At 48.3% G+C, this 21,933-nt stretch carries 20 protein-coding genes and 1 other RNA gene; 19 read left to right on the forward strand and 2 right to left on the reverse strand.

Features of this window, described 5'->3' with window-relative positions:
- Positions 1-2: 2 nt before the first annotated feature.
- On the reverse strand, positions 3-896 hold the full coding sequence (locus tag ACIFQM_RS00240; protein ID WP_430064740.1) for a LysR family transcriptional regulator: 894 nt from the start codon (positions 894-896) through the stop codon (positions 3-5).
- A 201-nt stretch (positions 897-1,097) separates the two neighbouring features.
- On the opposite strand from ACIFQM_RS00240, the gene ACIFQM_RS00245 reads away from it, so the two are divergent.
- From ACIFQM_RS00245 to ACIFQM_RS00260, 4 genes are read left to right on the forward strand one after another with little or no spacing between them, the layout of a single operon-like run.
- On the forward strand, positions 1,098-2,102 hold the full coding sequence (locus tag ACIFQM_RS00245) for an ABC transporter ATP-binding protein (RefSeq protein WP_430044010.1): 1,005 nt from the start codon (positions 1,098-1,100) through the stop codon (positions 2,100-2,102).
- A gap of 21 nt (positions 2,103-2,123) precedes the next feature.
- Positions 2,124-3,194 (forward strand): ABC transporter substrate-binding protein, encoded by a 1,071-nt coding sequence (locus ACIFQM_RS00250; RefSeq protein ID WP_430044012.1) that lies wholly within the window; start codon positions 2,124-2,126, stop codon positions 3,192-3,194.
- 3 nt (positions 3,195-3,197) lie between these two features.
- Complete coding sequence (locus ACIFQM_RS00255) at positions 3,198-4,868, forward strand: ABC transporter permease (protein WP_430044014.1); 1,671 nt, start codon at positions 3,198-3,200, stop codon at positions 4,866-4,868.
- Positions 4,865-6,229: an MBL fold metallo-hydrolase gene (locus tag ACIFQM_RS00260; RefSeq protein WP_430064742.1), complete on the forward strand. Its 1,365-nt coding sequence runs from the start codon at positions 4,865-4,867 to the stop codon at positions 6,227-6,229. Before ACIFQM_RS00255 ends, ACIFQM_RS00260 begins: the two co-directional genes overlap by 4 nt.
- 24 nt (positions 6,230-6,253) lie before the next feature.
- Here ACIFQM_RS00260 and ACIFQM_RS00265 read toward each other — a convergent pair whose 3' ends face one another.
- Complete coding sequence (locus tag ACIFQM_RS00265; RefSeq protein ID WP_430064744.1) at positions 6,254-7,414, reverse strand: S8 family peptidase; 1,161 nt, start codon at positions 7,412-7,414, stop codon at positions 6,254-6,256.
- 405 nt (positions 7,415-7,819) lie between these two features.
- On the opposite strand from ACIFQM_RS00265, the gene rpoE reads away from it, so the two are divergent.
- The 15 genes from rpoE (at position 7,820) to ACIFQM_RS00340 (ending at position 21,483) form a co-directional block, all read left to right on the forward strand.
- The gene (rpoE, locus tag ACIFQM_RS00270) at positions 7,820-8,368 is read left to right on the forward strand and encodes a DNA-directed RNA polymerase subunit delta (protein WP_430044020.1); all 549 of its coding nucleotides are present in this window, start codon (positions 7,820-7,822) and stop codon (positions 8,366-8,368) included.
- A gap of 399 nt (positions 8,369-8,767) precedes the next feature.
- Complete coding sequence (locus tag ACIFQM_RS00275) at positions 8,768-10,369, forward strand: CTP synthase (protein ID WP_014279132.1); 1,602 nt, start codon at positions 8,768-8,770, stop codon at positions 10,367-10,369.
- 213 nt (positions 10,370-10,582) lie between these two features.
- Positions 10,583-10,969 carry a response regulator gene (locus tag ACIFQM_RS00280; RefSeq protein ID WP_430044022.1) on the forward strand — a complete coding sequence of 129 codons (387 nt, stop codon included), beginning with the start codon at positions 10,583-10,585 and terminating at the stop codon, positions 10,967-10,969.
- A 228-nt stretch (positions 10,970-11,197) separates the two neighbouring features.
- Entirely contained in the window at positions 11,198-12,052 is an 855-nt protein-coding gene (gene fba / locus ACIFQM_RS00285; RefSeq protein ID WP_430044024.1) for a class II fructose-1,6-bisphosphate aldolase, read from the forward strand.
- Positions 12,053-12,260: 208 nt separating this feature from the next.
- Positions 12,261-13,514, forward strand: a complete 1,254-nt coding sequence (locus ACIFQM_RS00290) for a UDP-N-acetylglucosamine 1-carboxyvinyltransferase (protein ID WP_044646877.1) — start codon at positions 12,261-12,263, stop codon at positions 13,512-13,514.
- A 257-nt stretch (positions 13,515-13,771) separates the two neighbouring features.
- Positions 13,772-15,106, forward strand: a complete 1,335-nt coding sequence (gene rho, locus ACIFQM_RS00295) for a transcription termination factor Rho (RefSeq protein WP_430044026.1) — start codon at positions 13,772-13,774, stop codon at positions 15,104-15,106.
- A 150-nt stretch (positions 15,107-15,256) separates the two neighbouring features.
- Positions 15,257-16,528, forward strand: coding sequence for a radical SAM protein (locus ACIFQM_RS00300; protein WP_430044028.1), 1,272 nt, complete (start codon positions 15,257-15,259; stop codon positions 16,526-16,528).
- A 157-nt stretch (positions 16,529-16,685) separates the two neighbouring features.
- Positions 16,686-16,883 (forward strand): 50S ribosomal protein L31, encoded by a 198-nt coding sequence (gene rpmE, locus ACIFQM_RS00305; protein ID WP_044646880.1) that lies wholly within the window; start codon positions 16,686-16,688, stop codon positions 16,881-16,883.
- A 107-nt stretch (positions 16,884-16,990) separates the two neighbouring features.
- Positions 16,991-17,257, forward strand: an RNA gene (gene ffs / locus ACIFQM_RS00310) — signal recognition particle sRNA large type.
- Positions 17,258-17,376: 119 nt separating this feature from the next.
- Positions 17,377-17,787: a GNAT family N-acetyltransferase gene (locus ACIFQM_RS00315; protein ID WP_430044029.1), complete on the forward strand. Its 411-nt coding sequence runs from the start codon at positions 17,377-17,379 to the stop codon at positions 17,785-17,787.
- A gap of 165 nt (positions 17,788-17,952) precedes the next feature.
- Positions 17,953-19,704, forward strand: a complete 1,752-nt coding sequence (dnaX, locus tag ACIFQM_RS00320) for a DNA polymerase III subunit gamma/tau (RefSeq protein ID WP_430044031.1) — start codon at positions 17,953-17,955, stop codon at positions 19,702-19,704.
- 45 nt (positions 19,705-19,749) lie between these two features.
- Positions 19,750-20,061, forward strand: a complete 312-nt coding sequence (locus ACIFQM_RS00325; protein ID WP_013308226.1) for a YbaB/EbfC family nucleoid-associated protein — start codon at positions 19,750-19,752, stop codon at positions 20,059-20,061.
- Positions 20,062-20,087: 26 nt separating this feature from the next.
- On the forward strand, positions 20,088-20,687 hold the full coding sequence (gene recR, locus ACIFQM_RS00330; RefSeq protein ID WP_044646883.1) for a recombination mediator RecR: 600 nt from the start codon (positions 20,088-20,090) through the stop codon (positions 20,685-20,687).
- Between the two features lie 212 nt (positions 20,688-20,899).
- Entirely contained in the window at positions 20,900-21,211 is a 312-nt protein-coding gene (locus ACIFQM_RS00335) for a DUF2508 family protein (protein ID WP_430044034.1), read from the forward strand.
- Positions 21,208-21,483, forward strand: a complete 276-nt coding sequence (locus ACIFQM_RS00340) for a pro-sigmaK processing inhibitor BofA family protein (RefSeq protein ID WP_430044037.1) — start codon at positions 21,208-21,210, stop codon at positions 21,481-21,483. Before ACIFQM_RS00335 ends, ACIFQM_RS00340 begins: the two co-directional genes overlap by 4 nt.
- Positions 21,484-21,933: the final 450 nt, after the last annotated feature.

The following is a 21,933-nucleotide window of genomic DNA, read 5'->3' on the forward strand; positions in this document are numbered from 1 at the left end:
ATTTATTCTTGGTTCCCAGATAAATATTCAGCAAACTGGCGTATTAGCGCCGAGCGGTGGCGGTCCTTATTGCTAACCATATAAATGTACCGCTCCACACGTTGGCCCGGAATGGGCCGTATGACCAGCATCCTGCGTTCGATCTCGGACTGCACAGCTACGAGGGAGACGAAAGAGACGTGTTCTCCCAGCATGACCGCCTGTTTGATAGCCTCCAGCGAATCCAGCTCCAAATAGGAGGGGAGGCGGCGTCCGCCATGCTCCAGCCATTTGTCGGTCATTTGGCGTGTGCTGGAATCCTTGCCGTGCAGCACGAAAGAGGAAGAAGCGATTCGCTCAGATGTTAAATCGGTTTCGCTTGCGAGCGGGTGATCCGGTGCGCAGATCAGTACCAGTTCATCCTCGCCCAAGGATTCCGATACCAGCGTGGGCACTTGAAACGGCTCTGTAGAAATAACGCCAAGGTCGATTTCGTGACGGGCAAGCATGTCCTTGATCACCGGAGCAGTTTTCACGGACATAGCAATATGAATCCCCGGATGTTCCCGGGCAAAACGGTGCAGCACCGCAGGAAGCACATAGGTAGCTGGTACATAGCTTGCGCCGATTCGAATGCTCCCTCGCTGGAGTGTGTCGAACTCGCATACAACCCGCTCCGCCTCGGCGGCGAGCGCATTAATCTTGCCGGCATAGTGTAGCAGCGCGTGCCCGGCATCCGTCAGGATGATTTTGCCCATACGCGTGTCGAACAGCTTCACCCCCAAATCCCGCTCCAGATTTCTCATATGAAAGGTAATGGTCGGTTGTTTCAGACCGAGAAGCTCGGCTACTGTGGTAATTTTATGATGCTTGTTCAGCAACTCTACAATATGCAGCTTCAGAAGACTTAAATTCACTTGGAATGCCCCGCTTTCAGGTTGATCGGAAATTCATGCCCGCTCCATGTGCGGCGGTACCAATCCCCTCTATATAGATTAAATCTATGAGTGTTAACACAATTCATTGAAATAATTAATTTTGTTTTAACTTTCCAATAACATAGGCTGCGAATTCAAGCTTTACACTGGGGTCAGTCATAAGAACAGGCAGGTAATGCGATGAATCAGGATCTATATATTCACGGGTTGAGTAAAACCTTCGGCCATATGACCGCATTGCACGAGACGAATCTGGTTGTACGGCGGGGACAATTCACAACACTGCTCGGTCCATCCGGTTGTGGAAAAACAACGCTTTTGCGTATGATCGCAGGGCTGGAGACGCCGGATACCGGCACGATCACGATGGGAGAGGAAGTTCTTTTTTCGGCTGAACGCAAAAAGGATATTCCCGCGCATCTTCGTCATTTCGGCATGGTGTTTCAGGATTTCGCGCTGTGGCCGCATATGACGGTGTTTGAAAATGTGGCCTTCGGCCTGCGTGCGGGCAAGCAGGGAAAAGGACCCGGTTCCGGTAGCGGGCGTGGCAAGGAGCTGCGAACAGCAGTATTGGAGGCGCTGGACAAAGTCAGACTGTCGGGGATGGAGGATCGGTATCCTCATCAGCTGTCTGGTGGCCAGCAGCAGCGGGTCGCTTTTGCCCGCGCGGTCGCCATTCGGCCGAGGCTTGTCTTGTTTGACGAGCCGCTCAGTGCGCTGGACGCGGTGCTTCGCGAAGAGATGCGCATCGAAATGCTGTCGCTGGTGCGCGATCTGGGGCTGACTGCCCTGTACGTCACCCATGATCAGATCGAGGCCATGTCAATGTCCGATGAAGTGGTCGTCATGAGAAGTGGACATATTTTGCAGACCGGAACACCGGAGATGATCTACGGTCGCCCATCTCATCCAGAGGTGGCTAGGTTCATTGGCAAATCGAACTGGCTGGAGCCGGAACGAACACTATTCCGTCCCGAGCATGTCCGCTGGGAACAGAATCAAGTGGATCAGCGCTCTTTTACAGTGGAGATTCGTCATATCAGCTATGTTGGGGACCGTTATGAAATCCGCATACTGGCGGCGAGCGGCGAGCTATGGACTGCATATCATTCCACCCGCTTGCCTATCGGGGAACAAAAGCAAATTTGGGTATCACCGCAACACATCCACCAACTCGATTCATAGGGAAAAGGGGTATAACACAAGATGATGAACAAGCACGTTTTTCGTACAGGTTGGAAAAAGGGCGCGATGCTCGCATTAACATTGACCTTTGGACTGGCTGTCGCAGGCTGTGGAACGGCTACACCATCCAAGGATGGAGCGCAAGCCACCGGATCAGCAGGACAAGCCGGAGCGGCATCGACCGATCAGAAGCTGGTTGTCTACAGCGCAGGCCCGGACGGGCTGGCAAAAAAGCTGGTAGCGGGGTATGAGGCGCAAAGCGGAGTGAAGGTCGAGCTGTTCCAGGGAACGACAGGTAAAATTTTGGCCCGCATGGAAGCCGAGAAGGCGAATCCGGTAGCAGACGTGGTGGTGCTGGCATCTCTTCCGTCTGTACAAGGCTTGAAAAAAGACGGCCTCACGCTGCCCTACCCGGATGCCCAAAACGCGGACAAGCTGAATCCAGCTTGGTCCGACAAGGAAGGCAACTACTTCAGCACCAGTGCTTCCGCATTAGGTATCGCGTACAACACGAAGCTGGTGAAGACACCGCCGACTTCATGGGCCGATCTCACGAAGCCGGAGTACAAGGACCAAATTAATATTCCTGATCCGTCCCTGTCTGGCTCGGCGCTGGATTTTATGACAGGCTACCTGAGTGCCCAAGGGGATGGGGGCTGGACGTTGTTCGAGCAGTACAAGGCTAACGGCGTAGCGATGGCTGGAGCCAATCAGGAAGCGCTGGACCCGGTCATTACCGGAGCCAAAAGCATGGTCGCTGCTGCGGTTGATTACATGACCTACAAGGCCAAAGCCAAAGGAGAGCCGATCGACATTGTTTATCCGAAGGAAGGAACGGTCATCAGCCCGCGCCCTGCGGCGATTCTCAAATCGACACAGCATGAGCAGAACGCCAAGGCATTCATTGACTATCTGCTGTCGGATGAGGCGCAGAAGCTGGTAGCGGACGCTTCCTTGCTTCCGGGCCGCACGGATGTCAAAGCAGATAAGCGCGCTAATCTGGATGAGATTCCGTTGCTGAAAACCAATTGGGAATGGATGGGCGAGCACGGGCCTGACGTGACGGAGAAGTTCACGCAAATGTTCAAGTAGCGGATGGGGGTCTTATCCGTCAAACAGATCAGAGCGTGGTGTCTGACGCTCGCTCTGATCGCGCTTGCTTTACTGATCGTGCTGCCGTTACTACAAATTTTCATCCAAAGTGTGTATGTAGATGGACGATTACAATGGTCTGCGCCTTTCCAGACGTTGGCTGCATCCCGATTTGCGGGTGTACTGTTCGGCTCGATCTGGCTGGGCATTTGTGTTATTGCCGGAACGACGGTGCTTGCACTTCCGCTCGCGTGGGTCATGTCCAACACGCGTCTCGCTAGCTGGCGCTGGCTGGACGTGGTGCTATTGATTCCGTTTATGACCCCGCCCTATATCGGGTCCATGGGCTGGATTTTGTTTATGCAAAAGAATGGGTATCTGGAGCAGTTGTTTCCGAGCCTGCATTTTTTGACCCCGTTCTTTTTCAGCTTTGGCTGCATGGTGATGATCATGAGTCTGCATCTTTTTCCGTTCCTGTACCTGCTGCTTCGCGGTGCGCTGGTCAGGATTGGCGGCAGTCTGGAAGAGGCCGGAGCCGTTATGGGCGGAGGATTTCTGTACAGGTTCCGCCGGATCATTTTACCACTGCTGCTATCGGCTTACGGAATGGGCGCACTGCTTATTTTCGTCAAAACGATTGCCGAGTTTGGAACCCCCGCCACCTTTGGACGACGTATCGGGTATGAGGTCATGACATCGGAAATTCACAAATACATTTCCAGTTGGCCGATTGATTTTGGCAAGGCCACGTCAATGGCCTCGGTGCTTTTAACCGCCTGTCTACTCGTGTGGTATGTACAATCGGTAATCAACCGTAAGTACACATACAGGCTGATAGGTGGTAAAGGCTCTCGTCCTTCCCGTCTTCGTGTATCCGGCTGGACTACGGGACTGAGTATCGCATTCATTCTATTGTTGCTAATGGTGTCCATTGGTATCCCTTATTTTTCAATTATCGCCGCTTCCACCATGAAGCTGCGAGGGATCGGCTTGGCTTGGGATAACTTTACGCTCGATTATTACAAGGAACTACTGTCTTGGGGCTCAGAGAGCATGGAGGCGCTGCTGAACAGCGTATTTCTCTCTTTGGGTGCATCGACGATTGCCGCCCTGCTGGGCACATGGTTTGCGCTCGTTATTGGCGGCTCACGTACGAAGCTCCAGCGGACAGTGGATGCATTCAGCTTGCTTCCGAACACGGTTCCGGGGATTGTTATGGTAGTCGGCCTTATTTTATGGTGGAACTCGCCGTGGATGCCGATTCCGTTGTATAACACGTACGGTATGGTCATTCTGACGTATGTTATCTTGTTTGTTCCCTATACAGTCCAGTATGTCAAAAGCGCTTTTACGCAGGTAGATACTGCTCTTTTTCAGGCAGGACAGGTGTTTGGCGGCGCCCCGTCTTATGTATTCCGACGGATTGTGCTGCCGCTGATTTTACCGGGGATGCTGGCAGGCTGGATGATGACCTTTACCATTGCTTCGCGCGAACTGGTCGGCTCGTTGCTGATTTTGCCGCCATCCGTCCAGACGTCTGCAACCTACATATTTGCCCAGTTCGAACAGGGGCAGGTGTCGCTTGGTATGGCAATGGCGGTCATATCGGTCGGTTTGACTACGCTGCTGCTGATCTTAATGGAAAGCTTAAACTCGCAAAGAAAGTGGAAATGATGATGACCAAGCTTCGAATTTGGGGCGGAGCGGGCGAACATGGCCGTTCCTGCTATGTTTTTGAAGGAAAGCAGCATCGCATCATGCTGGATTGTGGTGTGAAAAAGGAAGGAACCGGGCAGTATCCGGTTTTTCCGCCGCAGGAGGCGGAGAGGCTGACTGCTGTATTGCTGTCTCATGCACATGAAGATCATTCAATGGCGCTTCCCTTACTGTACAAAAATGGATACCGGGGAGAGGTCTGGACGACAAAGGCCACTGCGGAACAGTTAGGTTCCTATTTTCGCTCCTGGCATACTTATGTAGAATCAAGAGGCGGCAAATTGCCATACGACGAACGAGATATCGAATCTATTGCTTACCGTTATCTGGAGGATGAAGCGCCGTTAGGGGTGTGGCAGGAGGCTTCTTCAGATGTACGGATCATGTGGGGACGCAGTGGGCATTTGGCTGGCGCAGTGTGGTACGTGGTAGAAATGGAAGGGAAGCGGTTATTCTTTTCGGGAGACTACAGCCGCGAATCCGAGCTGCTCGCTGCCGACGTACCGGAACCTAATCTAGCCGATATTTCCATTATGGATAATGCCTATGGCATGGATATAGACCCGCAGCCTGTGAAGCTGGAGCGGCTGCGGGCCGGTATGGAACAGATATTGTCTTCTGGTGGTCATGTGCTGCTTCCAGTACCCGCTTTTGGCCGGGGACAGGATTTGATCGTGTGGGCCAGCGAGCAGTTCCCTGAACAAGCCATGATTGTAGAGCCGGATATATGGCAGGGATTACAGCGTTTGAGCCGTTTGAAAGAATGGCTGCTCCCAAAAGCACCTGTGCGGATAGAACAAGTGCTGCACAGTGACAGGATCTTTGTACCTCGTGATGCTGAGGAGCGAGTACGGCTGCTGGAACAGAATGCTGCGGCTGTGATCGTAACCGGGGATGGCATGATGGATTCGCCACGGGCGCGGTGGTATTATCAGTATTTATCAGATCATCCGCCGAGTGCGGGGGGTGGCGAAGCTAGTGGAAAAAGTAATCTTAACGGTGTTATTTTGACGGGACATGCTTCAAGCGGTTCTTTTGGTAAACATCTGCTGAATTGTACGAACCATAAAACACGTCCGAAAACAGACCAGAATGACTGTTGTATCGTTAGGTATTTGATTTACAAGGTGCATCAGGGGGTATCGGATGTGAGGCAAATGTTGAAGGAGTTGCCTAGTAAACAGGTTGTGCTCGTTCATGCGCCCAAGCCGCAGACCGATCTTGTGCGTGACGAGCTGATAAGAGAAGGCTGGACCGAACAAGTAAGCTCTGTAAAAGCCATTCACTCTTTGGGGCCCGGCGCAACGTTAAACGTTTAGAGGTAATTCATTTTACTTCATCCATTATTTCGTTCCCTCCTGCATCAGTCGGAAGGCATCGACTTCTCCAAGTTTCGTGGATATAGAGTTGCGCCCGGTGCTTTTACGAAGGCGCAGCGGTGTAGCGGTACGCTTGAGCAGTGCTTTGATTTCTCCAGGCTCCATTTCCGGTCTCAGTGAAAGGAGCAGGGCAATACTTCCAGTCACATGGGAAGTAGCCATAGACGTGCCGCTCATTTCATGATGCTTGCCGTGTATCCATGAGGAAATGATCTTTTCACCCGGCGCGTACACGTCTACAAATTGTCCCCGGTTACTGAAAGGCGCGATGCGTCTATATTTATCAGTAGCTCCGACCGAAATGGTCTGGGAATAACGGGCGGGGTAGTCAATACTCCGACGCTTACCCTCGTTTCCTGAGGAAGCTACGATCACGATACCGTTTTGGTACGCCTTGTTTACCATATCAAGCAGTGCTTTACTGCGTGATTTCATGCCGAAGCTCATATTGATGATATCGACACGATTCAAAACACACCAGTCAATGCCAAGAATAATATCCGAGACGTAGGCGGCCCCGTTATGGTCAAACGCTTTTATAGGATGAATCAGCGCCTGTGGTGCTACACCAACCATACCTTCGTCATAGTTGGATGCCGCGATGGTACCGGCAATATGAGTGCCGTGACCGTTATCGTCATAGGGCAGCATGGTCCGATTAAGCAGATTGATGCCTCTGGCAAGAGAATGCCGCAGATCAGGATGTTGAAAATCCGCTCCTGTGTCGATCACACCAATCCTGATTCGGTTTCCTGTAGAAGAGGGCCAAGCCTTGTAGGCGCGTACCTGTTTGACCCCCCACGGCATGGGCAGGTTTTTCTCCGTCCTCGGCATGTGGGCCGCTCCTCCATGTACCCTCATGCGCGTATCTTCTTCAACGGTAACCCCGTTGTGATATTTGCCCAGCCTGTCTCTCCCTGGAAGCGGGGCGATTAGAGCGCGAATCAGACGCGCCGGTTGTACTTGCCGTAATCCCGAAAGCTCGGGCTTCAGCTTCCTGATATAGGACAGGCATTCCCGGTATTGGTGAGGCTTATCGAACGTAATGATATGTTTGTGCTGTCCACCGCCGGACGGCTCCAAAATGCCCTCGTGCAAACGCTGCAAAAAACCCGGATAGTCCATTTGAGACAGTCCCCCTCCGATGAGCCATGCTGAGGTATTGTATGAGCAAGCGTCAGCAGCGGCATGGGAAACCTGCCCCTTTTTTATTGAAATAGGCCTGCTTGTCGTGTCAAAGTGATCGTGGACACATACGATACATGGAGGGCATAAGCTCTTGTGCAACAACTTTGGGGACTTCCTCCGGAGCGGGTACAGTCGAAAGACGGGGGGGACCCCGTCTTTTTAACGTACTCCGCCTTGTTCCAGGCATACTACTGCAAATTGTACGGATACCCATGTTTAACTTGCAATTTGCTTCCAAATAGGTTTTACTTAGTTTTGATAATGGATATGTTAGTATTGCATGTATCGTGTATGCTCTGAAACATGTTCTTGTGAATTACGTGTGAGAGGAAGTGTCCCTAGGTGAGTACCCCACTCAACTTGAAGATTGACCCGGAGAAAATCCACGAGACTCCAATGGTGGATTTGGCATTTATGGTATTGAAAGCGGCCAACACTCCATATTATTACCGTGACCTGATGAATGAAGTCGCCAAATTGCGCGGCATGTCCGACGAAGACATTAATGACGTTATCGCTCAGCTATATACTGAAATCAACATTGACGGGCGTTTCGCCTGTGTCGGTACGAATCTGTGGGGCTTGAAACGTTGGTATCCAGTGGATAAATCCGAAGATACTCTGACAGGCGCCAAACGTCCTCGTATCATTAATGACGAAGACGATGACGACGAAGAGGACTATCATGAGGAAGAAGAAACTTACAGCGCCGATGACGACTTCGATGCAGACAGTGAAGACGAGGATGGCGAAGAAGAGCTGTTCGACGGCGAAGATGATGATAGTGATGAAGAAGTAGTTATAGACGATGAAGACCTCAGTGATGAGGAAGGCACTGAAGATGAAAATGACGACGAGTCGACGGAAGAAGACGATGATTCGCTTCGTTAAGATCAGGCTGCAAGGGGAGATGTGTTCTCCCCTTTTTCATGACCATTTTCTTGAAACTCCTTCTGTTTGAAGCTTTTTAGTGGATTCCCTCCAATCTTGTTCAATGGGCAAATTAACACAGATAACTTCCTTGACAGAGGATTGGACACGGGGTAAACTATTGCTTGGGCTTATGATTGATTGACTTATATGTTTGCTTTTTGTATAAAAGTGCCCCGTACTACGGGAGTGCTTTTTTGTTTTTTATAGGGTGTTTCCACTCATGAAAGAGGGCTAAGGGCGGCGGGCATGGAAAATGATTCCGCTGCCTTCTTCATGGATGATAATCCGTGTAATCGGGTTACGATAACATCATAATGTCGCCTGAATTTTGGACTTTATTTAGGAGGGTTTTAAACAGTGACAAAGTATATTTTTGTGACAGGCGGGGTTGTGTCTTCCTTGGGCAAAGGGATTACGGCAGCTTCACTGGGAAGGCTTCTGAAGAACAGGGGACTGAAGGTAACGATTCAAAAATTTGACCCTTACCTCAATGTTGATCCGGGGACCATGAGCCCTTACCAGCACGGTGAAGTGTTTGTAACGGATGACGGTGCGGAAACGGATCTCGACTTGGGACACTATGAGCGCTTTATTGATATTAATCTGTCCAAGAACAGCAATGTCACGACAGGCAAGGTATACTCCAGCGTAATCAGTAAAGAGCGTCGCGGGGAGTATTTGGGCGGTACGGTGCAGGTTATTCCTCATATTACGAACGAAATCAAGGAGCGCGTATATCGTGCAGGCCGTGAAGCGGGCTCGGACGTAATTATCACAGAAATCGGCGGTACCGTGGGCGATATCGAGAGCTTGCCATTTTTGGAAGCGATCCGTCAGCTCAAAAGTGAGGTTGGGCGCGAGAATGTAATGTACATTCACGTAACCCTCATTCCTTATATTAAGGCTGCTGGTGAGGTTAAAACCAAACCAACTCAGCACAGTGTAAAAGAACTACGCAGCATCGGCATTCAACCGAATGTCATTGTTTGCCGTACAGAGCATGAACTTTCCTCCGATATGAAGGCCAAAATCGCGCTGTTCTGCGATATTGATGCTAACGCAGTAGTAGAATGCCGCGATGCGTCGACTTTGTACGAGGTTCCATTGAACCTGCGTGAAGAAGGCTTGGACGAGATCGTAGTCAATCACCTCAAGCTGACAACACCTGCACCGGATATGACGGAGTGGGAAGGGCTTGTTGAACGGATCAGAAAGCTGGATAAAACGGTTGAAATCGCCATTGTTGGTAAATACGTTGCACTGCATGATGCTTATTTAAGTGTGGTCGAATCCCTTTCGCACGCCGGATTTGACGCCAATGCGGATGTGAAAATCCGTTGGGTGAACGCAGAAGAAGTAACGGACGAGAACGTGGCAGACATGCTGGGCGGCATTGGTGGTATTCTCGTACCAGGCGGCTTCGGCGATCGCGGAATTGAAGGTAAAATCAGCACCATCCGTTATGCTCGCGAACAGAAAATCCCGTTCTTTGGTATTTGCCTTGGTATGCAGGTATCTGTCATTGAGATTGCCCGTTCCCTGGCTGGTCTGGATGGAGCCAACAGCTCGGAGATCAATCCAGCTACGGATTATCCAGTCATCGACTTGCTGCCTGATCAAAAAGACATCGAAGATATGGGTGGCACCATGCGTCTCGGATTGTATCCATGCAAGCTGACGGAAGGCTCGCTGGCTTCGGCTTGCTACAACGATGAGCTGGTATATGAAAGACACCGTCATCGGTATGAATTCAATAACGAATATCGTGAAGTTATTGAAAAGGCAGGTCTTCGCATTTCCGGTACTTCACCGGACGGACGTTTGGTGGAAATTGTGGAGCTGCCTGAGCATCCTTGGTTCCTGGCGGTACAATTCCATCCGGAATTCACTTCCCGTCCGAACCGTCCACAGCCGTTGTTCCGTGAATTTGTTAAGGCGGCATTACAGCTTCAAGGCTAATGCTGCGGCCTGTAAGACCTCCTCAGGGAGGTCTTTTTTTATTCCACGCTTCCTGATTATGAAAGAATATTCCACAATTATGTATATGAGAAGGATTTTCTTTTTGCATGAGCGAATATACTTTAGGGTATGGGACGGATATTGTACGTCATCGGACGCTGTTATGGCAATAGCTGCATGATCCTCGTTTTAAGATCTTAGGAGGTTAAAACATTGGAAAAGAAAAAAGTGTTAATCGTCGATGACCAGAATGGAATACGAATTTTGCTGATGGAAGTGTTCGGAAGTGAGGGTTACGAGACCTTTCAGGCAGCAAACGGAAAAATTGCACTTGAAATTGTTGAAAAGGAACCGCCTGATCTGGTTCTGCTCGATATGAAAATTCCGGGTATGGACGGACTTGAAATCTTGAAGCATCTAAAGACCATGAATCCCGATATCAAGGTTATTATGATGACAGCTTATGGAGAACTGGACATGATTAAAGAGGCGACGGAGCTGGGAGCACTCATGCACTTTACCAAGCCCTTTGATATTGATGAAATGCGAATCGCCGTAAACAAGCAACTCAGGAGTGACGAAACGAGTCACTTTGGTTGAAAACTCTGTTAACACAACAGGGTTTTTTGTTTGTGTTTATGGGAAATACTGAAAGTAAATCCTCTCCTTATACAATTCTATGAAAAAACGGCGTCATGAGCGTGATTTTCGTATGTTTTGATGTGCAAAAGCTTGTTTAGTATTTAACATGGGTTGTGGTATAATAAGCCCGTATGTGATGTCGGCTAAAATATAGACAAACCCAAACACCTTAGGAGGACTGTAACCATGCCATTGGTATCTATGACAGACATGTTGAACAAAGCACTTGAAGGAAAATACGCGGTAGGTCAGTACAACATTAACAACCTGGAGTGGACTCAAGCTATTCTGGGCGCTGCTGAAGAAGAGAAATCCCCGGTAATCCTGGGCGTATCTGAAGGTGCAGCACGCCACATGGGCGGTTTCTACACTGTTGTTAAAATGGTAGAAGGTCTTATTCATGATATGAAAATTACGGTTCCGGTTGCGATCCATTTGGATCACGGTTCCAGCTTTGAAAAATGTAAAGAAGCTATGGATGCTGGTTTTACATCTGTTATGATCGATGATTCCCACAGCCCGATCGACACGAACATTGCAACAACGAAAAAAGTTGTTGAATATGCACATTCCAAAGGCGTTTCTGTTGAAGCTGAAGTTGGAATGGTTGGCGGTCAAGAGGATGATGTTGTAGGTGACGTAATGTACGCGAAGCTTGACGACTGTCTGCGTATCGTTAACGAAACAGGTATCGACACATTGGCTCCTGCACTGGGTTCCGTTCACGGACCTTACAAAGGCGAGCCAAACCTCGGATTCAAAGAAATGGAAGAGATCTGCGCTGCAATCAAACTTCCACTCGTTCTACATGGTGGTACGGGTATCCCAACGCATGATATCAAAAAAGCAATCTCGCTGGGAACTTCCAAAATCAATGTAAACACAGAGAACCAAATCGTGTTCGCGAAAGTGGTTCGTGAAGTGCTTGCTGAGAAACCGGATGCTTATGACCCACGTACATTTATCGCTCCAGGTCGTGAAGCGATTAAACAAACCGTTATCGGTAAAATCCGTGAGTTCGGTTCCAACAACCAAGCGTAAGAATAAGTTGATGTACCGTGCGTCTGCATGGTTCAATGTATCTCTTGATTGTAATAGTAGTTCTGCACAGAAGATTTGAATCTGTTCAGTTGAATAGTTTGACTTGGAAAGCACACCGCTTAGCCGGTGTCTTTCCATTTTAACCACCAAAAAGTTGAAAGTTTATTATTTGACCGACTGCAAAACAAGTAGGGGGACCCTCTAGCTTATGGAAAAATTGATGATCACCGGTGGACGGCCGCTTCAAGGTACAGTTTCCATCAGCGGTGCCAAAAACAGTGCCATCGCCTTGATTCCCGCCGCCATTCTGGCAGAGTCGGAAGTCATTTTGGACAATTTGCCGCTGTTGAGTGATGTGGCGGTGTATTCCGAAATACTGGAGGAACTTGGTGCAACCGTTGCCTGGGAAGGCAGCCAGATGAGAATAGATCCATCCTCCATTAAATCCATTCCCATGCCGAATGGACCTGTTAAGAAATTGCGAGCATCCTATTATATGATGGGAGCCATGCTAGGCCGCTTCAAGGAAGCGATCATCGGCTTGCCAGGAGGGTGTAATTTTGAACCTCGGCCCATTGATCAGCATATCAAAGGTTTTGAAGCACTGGGTGCTACGGTTACGAACGAGCACGGTGCTATTCATTTGCATGCCAAAGAGCTGCGCGGTACCAAGATTTATTTGGATGTCAGCAGTGTAGGAGCTACGATTAACATTATGCTGGCGGCCGCACGTGCCAAAGGCGCCACAATTATCGAAAATGCGGCTAAAGAGCCTGAGATTATAGATGTAGCAACCTTGTTAAACTCCATGGGAGCCATTATTAAGGGGGCCGGAACGGAAACGATCCGGATTGAAGGTGTGTCCGAGCTGCATGGCTGCCGTCACTCCATCATACCTGACCGCATACAAGCGGGCACATATATGATTGCTGCTGCGGCTACTCGTGGTAATGTTTTGATTGACAACGTAATTCCCAAGCATATGGAGGCCCTGACTGCAAAAATGCAGGAAATGGGTATTGGTATAGAGGAATATGACGAAAGTATTCGTGTTCTGGGTTCATCTTCATATGAGCACGTTGATGTTAAAGCCTTAGTTTACCCCGGATTCGCCACGGACTTGCAATCTCCTATGACCAGTTTGCTTACTCAGGCGCAAGGGGTTAGTGTACTGAGCGATTTTGTTTATAGCAATCGTTTTAAACATGTCCCTGAACTTGTACGAATGGGGGCTAAAATCCGCGTGGAAGGTCGTTCGGCTATTATTGAGGGCGGCAAGCTGAATGCGGCTAAAGTCAAAGCGGCCGATCTGCGTGCTGGTGCAGCGCTTGTCATTGCTGGACTTACAGTAAGTGAAGGTGTAACCGAGGTGTCAGGTGTCGAATACATCGACCGTGGTTATGACCATCTCGTCTCCAATCTGCGTCTTTTGGGCGCGGACGTATGGCGGCAGACAGAATAACAAACTTCGTACATTTTGGGACTCCCGGAACGGATGAACAATAAAATGGATAGGCTCTATGCAGCCGCTGCATGATACAAGATATAGGTTCATACCTAACAATCTTTTATCGGAAAACCGGAATAATTCGGTATAATCCAAGCAGATGGCTGCATAACTTTATTTGTTTTGGTTAAAATTATGTTGATGGCGTTTATGATATCATTGTCTATCATTTAGTTTTGAATGGACTTAATAATTGAATAGGTGGTTATTATATGGATCTGCAAATTTCCGATCTGGAAGAAATGAAGCTGACCGATCTGTACAAGCTGGCCAAGCAATACCAGATCCCGTACTACGGAACGCTCAAGAAAAAAGAATTAATTTTTGCTATCCTGCGTGCACAAGCCGAGAAGAGCGGATTGATGTTTATGCAGGGGGTTCTGGAAATACTTCCTGAAGGTTACGGCTTTCTGAGGCCGATCAATTACCTCCCGAGTACCGAAGATATTTACATCTCTGCTTCACAAATCCGCAAGTTTGACTTGAGAACAGGCGATCTAGTATCCGGTAAATGCCGGACTCCGAAAGAGAATGAACGATATTTTGGATTGCTTCAAGTTAACGCCGTCAATGGAAGAAGTCCTGAGCAAGCTGCTGAGCGGCTACACTTTCCTGCACTGACTCCACTGTATCCGCAAACTAAATTAGTCCTTGAAACTACCCCCAATAATTTGTCTACGAGAATAATGGATATATTGGCCCCTGTCGGACTTGGACAGCGTGGACTCATTGTGGCACCTCCCAAAGCTGGTAAAACACTTCTCCTCAAAGAAATTGCCAATAGCATTTCTACTAACAATCCCGAGATTGAGCTGTTTGTCTTGCTGATTGATGAGCGTCCGGAAGAAGTGACTGACATGCAGCGTTCTGTTAAAGGTGAAGTTATTGCTTCCACTTTTGATGAACTGCCTGAGAACCATATCAAGGTAGTAGAATTGGTTCTAGAGCGTGCCCTTCGCCTTGTAGAGCATAAAAAAGACGTGGTTATCCTGCTGGATAGCATTACTCGTCTTGCACGTGCCTACAACTTGGTCATTCCAGCATCCGGACGTACGCTTAGTGGGGGTATTGATCCAGGGGCTTTCCACCGTCCGAAACGCTTTTTTGGTGCGGCGCGGAATGTGGAAGAGGGCGGAAGTCTTACCATTTTGGCCACAGCGCTCATTGATACAGGATCGCGGATGGACGACATTATCTATGAAGAGTTTAAAAGTACAGGCAATATGGAGCTTCATTTGGACCGCAAGCTTGCGGAACGCCGCATATTCCCAGCTATTGATATTCGTCGCTCCGGTACCCGGCGTGAGGAAATGTTGTTAGGCAAGGAAGAATTGGATACCATTTGGGCCATTCGTAAAAATATGACGGAAAGTCACGATTTTGTGGAAGGCTTCCTAAAGAAATTGCGGAACAGCAGTAATAACGCAGAGTTTTTGGCCTCGTTTGATACAACGGCACCGTCCGGCGGGTCACAAAGCACTTCAAGCACTCCGCAACGGAGAACCACGCGTTCCACCGCAGCATCGGTTCCAGCTTCAACCAACTAAAGCCAGCAGTATAGCTACCCTGAATAACAATGATCAGTTTATGGATAATCGTCATTTCCATGATAGGTATTTATCTGTTCCTCAAGCACGCAGCCGTCACGGTTCGATTGGTTTAAGGCGTGCGCTTGACGGAACGAAAGGAGCTCCACAATGTATTTGGTGTATGCCGACGAAAAAGGCAATGTATATGATCATGCTTCTTTGTATGGGCTTGCCCGCAGTGCGGACATGGTTGTTGAAATCATGGAAGATGAGCTTATTCCGCTACCGGAAGGTGCTACGCTGGTAAGTCTGCCCAACACACGCCCGGTCGGTATGAACCCTAATTCCGGGGAAATGGTTTCCTTGCCGGGCGATATGCAGGCAGTAGGGGCTTTGTTACCTCAAGGCTTTACACGCTTGTGCCTGCCAGGGTATGTGAAGACCGATAAGGAGTATAAGCTCCCCTTGTTCGGCTATTCGGCCGTGGTCTGGAAGGATGGAGCTTTTTATGTAACGGCAGAGCGGAGCGATAATCCGTCCAAATGGAATCCGGAAAACTGTGACCGCCACGAGGTAAAGCAGGGCGTGCAGCGGATGACAGAGCAGTACCCGGAAAATCGGCTGTACCAACATTTGTCCAACTGTGCATTAGGCTATGAGTGTCTTACTTCCTCGAACACGTTCCTGAATCGCTGGGAGGGTGGAGTTCCGGTGTCTTATTCTTGTAATGCCGGATGCTTTGGTTGCATATCGGAACAGCCGGATGACAGTGGTTTTGTATCCCCTCAGACGAGAATGAACTTCCGCCCTCGTGTCGATGAGATTGTGGAAGTCATGTTGGAGCATTTGAAAACACCGGAGTCCATTATTAGCTTTGGTCAAGGGTGTGAAGGTGAGCCTTCTACTCAGGCCAAATTGATTATAGATTCGATCAAAGAGGTCCGTTCCGTTACAGATATGGGATACATCAATATTAATACGAATGCAGGCTTGAACGATCATATCAGTGGAATCGTAGATGCTGGACTTGATCTGATGCGGGTCAGCACGATTAGCGCGCTGGACGACCATTACAATGCGTATTACAAGCCGCGTGGTTACACGTTAGCCAATGTGGAAAAATCACTTCGTTATGCTTCCGAGCAGGGAGTATATACGTCGATTAACTATTTGATTTTTCCGGGCGTGACAGACCGCGAGGAAGAAATCGAAGCGATGATTGAGTTTGCCAAACGCACAAAGCTCAAGCTTATTCAGATGCGCAACCTGAATATTGATCCTGAAAGCTATCTGGAGCTGATTCCACCTGCCCAAGGTGAGATTCTTGGCATGAAGCAAATGCTTGAGATTTACCGGGAGGAACTGCCCGATGTCGTTATCGGGTCTTACACCCACGTACCGCCTCAAGGGCTGGCGCGTCCCAAATTTGCCAAGGCCTAAAACGGTCAATAGCGGGTTGGATTGCACCTGTTTTACGCCATTTTTGGATACACAAAAGAGTTGTTGAAACGCTCATATCCAGGTGCTATAATGTGAACATGTGTTCATACAACTCTGGGCTGATAGGACGTTCAGGGCGGAAAGAGGTGAAAGTTCAATGCAACAAGCTATTCAACCGAAATTTAACGTAACTAATGTCACTTGTGCTTGCGGAAATACGTTCGAAACCGGTTCTGTGAAAGGTTCTCTGCGCGTGGAGATTTGCTCCGCTTGCCACCCATTCTTCACAGGAAAGCAGAAATTCCTTGATGTTGGCGGCCGTGTGGATCGTTTCAAGAAGAAATACGGTATCTAATCGACTACCGCAGGTTATAAAGTTATTAGAGTCTTCTGCTATTGCAGAGGGCTCTTTTTGTTGAGGATGTTTGCTTTTTGTGCGGCCTTGAGATATACTTATTTTCACCGTGCTAGATGGGGAGGTAGCGGTGCCCTGTAACTCGCAATCCGCTATAGCGAGGTTGAATTCCTGTTAGAGGTGTTGTTGATGTGAGGCTGGTCCCTGCCCACAATGTTGACGGTTGGGTCCTCCGCAATGAGTACTTGTGAACCTGGTCAGGTCCGGAAGGAAGCAGCCATAAGCGAGATCACTCTTGTGCCGGAGGGTGGCCTAGCCCGAGTTGTTGTTCAGGCTTGCCGCTCGGATCACAACGATCAATAACGGGTGCACGGTTTATATTTAGGAATTAGAACATCTTGGCAGTCATTGCGAAGATGTTTTTTTGTGCTTAGCGATGTTTAATTACATTCATGTTTTTCTGTTATTAATGTGGCATAAAGGGGGAATAAAGATGAGAATTGTTTTTGCCACTGATTCAGACTATGGATACATACGAGACCGTGACCATCATATTTCAGAGAGCTTAATACAGGTAAAAATAAAGGGAAATGAAATATACATACTGCGGAACCAAGATGAAAGTAATATCGGATGGATGAGGTATGGATACTTTTGGGACAACACACCTTTCCTAAATATGATTTGGGTCGATGAACAATATCGAGACAAGGGTGTAGGTAAGCAAGTTGTTCTCTTTTGGGAAGATCAAATGAAACAAAAGGGCTTCAAATTGGTTATGACATCTACTCTGGCAAATGAAGAGGCTCAGCACTTCTATAGAAAATTAGGATATAGGGATGCAGGGTGTTTATTACTCGAAAATGAGCCGTTGGAAATAATTCTGACCAAAAAATTATCTTAATTCATTTATTATCCACTTAAAAAGGATTAGTTTAACCGCTTTTCATAAGGCGGTTTTCTTTTGCTCTTAGATTGAAAGGTGTCCGGTTTAGATTCGGACGGGAGTATAGTATAATGAAGTGAACATAATGTTTATGAAAGTGAATGGGAAAGAGGGTAACGCGCATTGGAACATATAGCGTTGTACCGTGCTTGGCGGCCTCAGTCGTTCAAGGACATGGTAGGACAACAGCATATTATCCAGACATTGCAGAATGCCATCCGCGAAAATCGCACGTCCCATGCCTACCTGTTCAGCGGTCCGCGAGGAACGGGTAAGACGAGTGCGGCCAAAATTTTGGCCAAGGCAATTAACTGTGAGCATGGACCGGCGCCGGAGCCTTGCAACGAATGCGAAGCCTGTAAACGGATCACGGCCGGAGCGGTCATGGATGTACAGGAGATTGACGCAGCCTCCAACCGGGGCGTTGAAGAGATTCGTGATTTGCGCGATAAAGTCAAATATGCGCCGACGGAAGTACGGCACAAGGTTTATATCATCGATGAAGTGCACATGCTGACGACGGAAGCGTTCAATGCGTTGCTTAAGACGCTGGAAGAACCGCCGCCACACGTGATGTTCATATTGGCTACGACAGAACCGCACCGGATTCCGGCGACGATCATTTCGCGTTGTCAGCGTTTTGACTTTCGGCGGGTATCGCTAGAGGAGCAGACGGAGCGGCTTGATCTCATATGTCGACAGGAGAACATAGAGGCTGATTCGGACGCATTACAGTACATTGCACGTCTGTCAGATGGTGGAATGCGGGATGCACTTAGCGTTCTGGATCAAATATCTTCGTTTACAGACGGTCGGGTTACTTATCAGCAGGTGTTGGATATGACGGGAGGTATTGCGTCTGAACAATTCGCCAAGCTTGCCTTGGCATTGCTGAAAGAAGATGTCGGCACAGTACTGCAAATGATTGAGAACTTTATGCAAGAAGGTAAAAGCGCAGATAAATGTATGGAAAATCTGCTGTACTATTTCAGAGATCTGCTTATGATTAAGATGGTACCGCAGGCAACTAAAATGACAGAGCGCGTGCTGGAGCCAGAGCAGTTCAAGGAAGTGGCAGAAGCTTTTACCAAGGAGCAGCTTTTTAGCATGATCGACACGCTTAATCGCTATCAGAGCGAGATGAAGTATGCCGTTCAGCCGCAAACCTTGTTTGAGGTGGCACTATTGAAGCTGTGCAGCATTCCTGGGGCAGCTGGAGCCGCTGCTCAGCCAACCATACAGCATTCCGGTGCTGCTGCCAATCAGGAGGATGTAGCCTTTTTGAAGCGCCAGCTTGCTGAGCTGGAGAAGAAGCTGGAACGCGCACTGCAAGGCGGATTGGCTGCCGGGGCAGGGCAGGATGCATCATCTGGGAACCGTCAGGCTCCCGGGGGACGCGCTCCCGCTCCGCGGATTTCTGCGCCAGTCAAGCTTCCTTCGCAGCTAGATCGCTATATCGCCGAGAAGTCGGGAGAGGCATTTGCGGCAGCGGGGCGTAAGTGGAGCCAAATTTTGCAGGGAGTCAAGGAAGCGAAAGTCACAGTTCATGCATGGTTTATGGACGGCGAGCCAGTGTCTGTATTAGAGGATAGCGTACTCGTGGCGTTTAAGAACAACATTCACCGTGAAACTACTGAAAAGCCTGCCAACAAGCAGGTCATAGAAAAGGTTCTGCACGAACAGTTGGGTCATCCCTATCGTCTGGTGACAATGATGCAAAAGGATTGGAATGCTGCGATTGAAGGAGTTCCCGACCAGCCTGCCGAAGAATTCCAACTGGAGCAGGAGCATGACGCGCCGGGAAAGTCCAAGGAACCCTGGATTGATGAAGCTATTGAACTTTTCGGTGAAGATCTGGTAGTTATAAAGGATTAAAATCAAAGTGTCTGGATGTATACTTCATTAAAGGAGATGATTGAAATGAACAATATGAACCAAATGATGAAGCAAGTGAAAAAAATGCAGGAGCAAATGCTGAAAGCCCAGGAGGAGCTTGGCGGAAAAGTAATTGAAGGTACTTCCGGCGGTGGTGTTGTGACTGTAGAGGTAAACGGACATAAAAAAGTGCTTTCCATCACAATCAAACCGGAGGCTGTAGATCCTGATGATGTGGAAATGCTGCAAGACCTCGTGTTGACTGCTGTCAACGATGCTTTGTCCAAAGCAGATGAACTGGCTAATGATGATATGGGTAAATTTACAGGCGGGATGAAAATTCCGGGCCTGTTCTAGACTGCGCATAAAGGAGAAGCACACTATTGTATTATCCGGAGCCGATTGCAAAGCTGATTGATGCATTTACGCGCCTGCCGGGGGTGGGGCCTAAGACGGCCGCCCGGTTGGCTTTTCACGTTCTGAAAATGAAGGAAGACGATGTGATTGATTTTGCCAAAGCACTGGTCAATGTGAAACGCAATCTTCACTTCTGTTCCGTCTGTGGCAATATTACGGACACGGACCCTTGTCGGATCTGTCAGGATAAGACGAGGGATGCTTCCGTCATTTGTGTTGTTCAGGATTCCAAGGATCTGGTAGCTATGGAGCGTACCAAGGAGTTTAACGGCTTTTATCATGTGCTTCACGGGGCGATCTCTCCTATGGAGGGGATTGGTCCAGAAGATATCAAGCTCAAGGAATTATTGAACAGGCTTAGTGATGAACGCATCAAAGAGCTGATTTTGGCTACGAATCCGAACATTGAAGGAGAAGCGACGGCCATGTACATTTCCAGGCTGGTGCGTCCTTTTGGAATCAAGGTTACTCGTATTGCTCACGGATTGCCGGTAGGCGGGGATTTGGAGTATGCCGATGAGGTTACGCTGTCCAAAGCGCTGGAAGGTCGCAGAGAGCTGAACTAATAAGTACAACTATACGTTATAGATATTTTTAGTGCCGATAAATCTTATGGATTTTCTCGACACATTAGGGAGCCGTTATGGCTCCTTTTTTATTTTGTGATGATATGACTGGTTAGATGGTTCCTGTTCTAAGTTTGTCCTCTGTTAAATAAGTATGAATAAGGTAGTCTTACAGACTGTCACATAATTCAGCTTGTGAGGAGGATGAATGGATGTGGGAACGGGTGAAGCAAAATTTTCGTCGACAGGAACACGGCAAATCGGAAGCAGAGAATCGTCAGGAGCTATTTGCCCAGATTCGGGCTTCGCATGCGGAGTGGCTAAGAGCGCATCGGTTATTTCATGAAGCTACAGGCGAGGACGCAATCGACTATGCCATTTTTGTTCTGGAAGCTGCGGAGCGTAAATATCAGATACATTTAAAATGTGCCAAACAGCAAGGGCTACATCGTTTCCACCTGCCCGCAGATGAACCAGGGTATGCCAATGACGCAGATCGTGTTCATAAACGGAGAGCCGAATGAGAGGCGCTGTTTGGCTTGTTCTGATTGCTTGCGTTGTGGTGCTGTCATATCTAATCCTCAAAAAACGTCTGGGTATCGGCTGGCTTACTGTGTTTGGGGCACATATGACTCTGGCGGCAATTGCGCTGTATGTTATTAATTATTCGGGGTGGGTCACGCAGGTGTATATCCCTATTAATCCGGTGACGATGGGGTCCGTAACGGTTTTGGGATTGCCTGGAATTGCACTTTTACTGGGATTGAAAATGATATTGTTTGGACAGGCTATGTGAGTGTATATAGAGTTTAATCAAGGAACAAGGATTGTTTAATATGCGGAGCTTTCTGGCAAGGGCAAGTGAAAAAATGCTTTTGTTTTAAAATATAGTTGACGGGGTATTCGATTATATGATACATTAGTTCTCGGCCCTTAAAGCCCGGGAATTTTTTTTGAGAATAACGCTGAAATGAAATTGAAAAATAATTTTAAAAAAGTGTTGACTTAAATCCCAAATGTATGTTATATTAATCAAGTCGCCGCTGAGATGCGGTGGTGAAACAAAGTAAGAGAATATGATGGTTTGATCTTTGAAAACTGAACAACGAGTGAGTACGGATTTTGCTTGCAAAATCCAAAGCTGAGATTTTGGTACATGCCGTCAGGCTGTATAAAATGGAAGCAAACAAAGAGATATTTTATCTCGTCAGTTTCAAAATGAGCATATCGCTCTTTCTATAACCAG

This window comes from Paenibacillus sp. NRS-1782, from assembly GCF_050467685.1.
GTDB classification, from domain to species: Bacteria; Bacillota; Bacilli; order Paenibacillales; family Paenibacillaceae; genus Paenibacillus; species Paenibacillus terrae_A.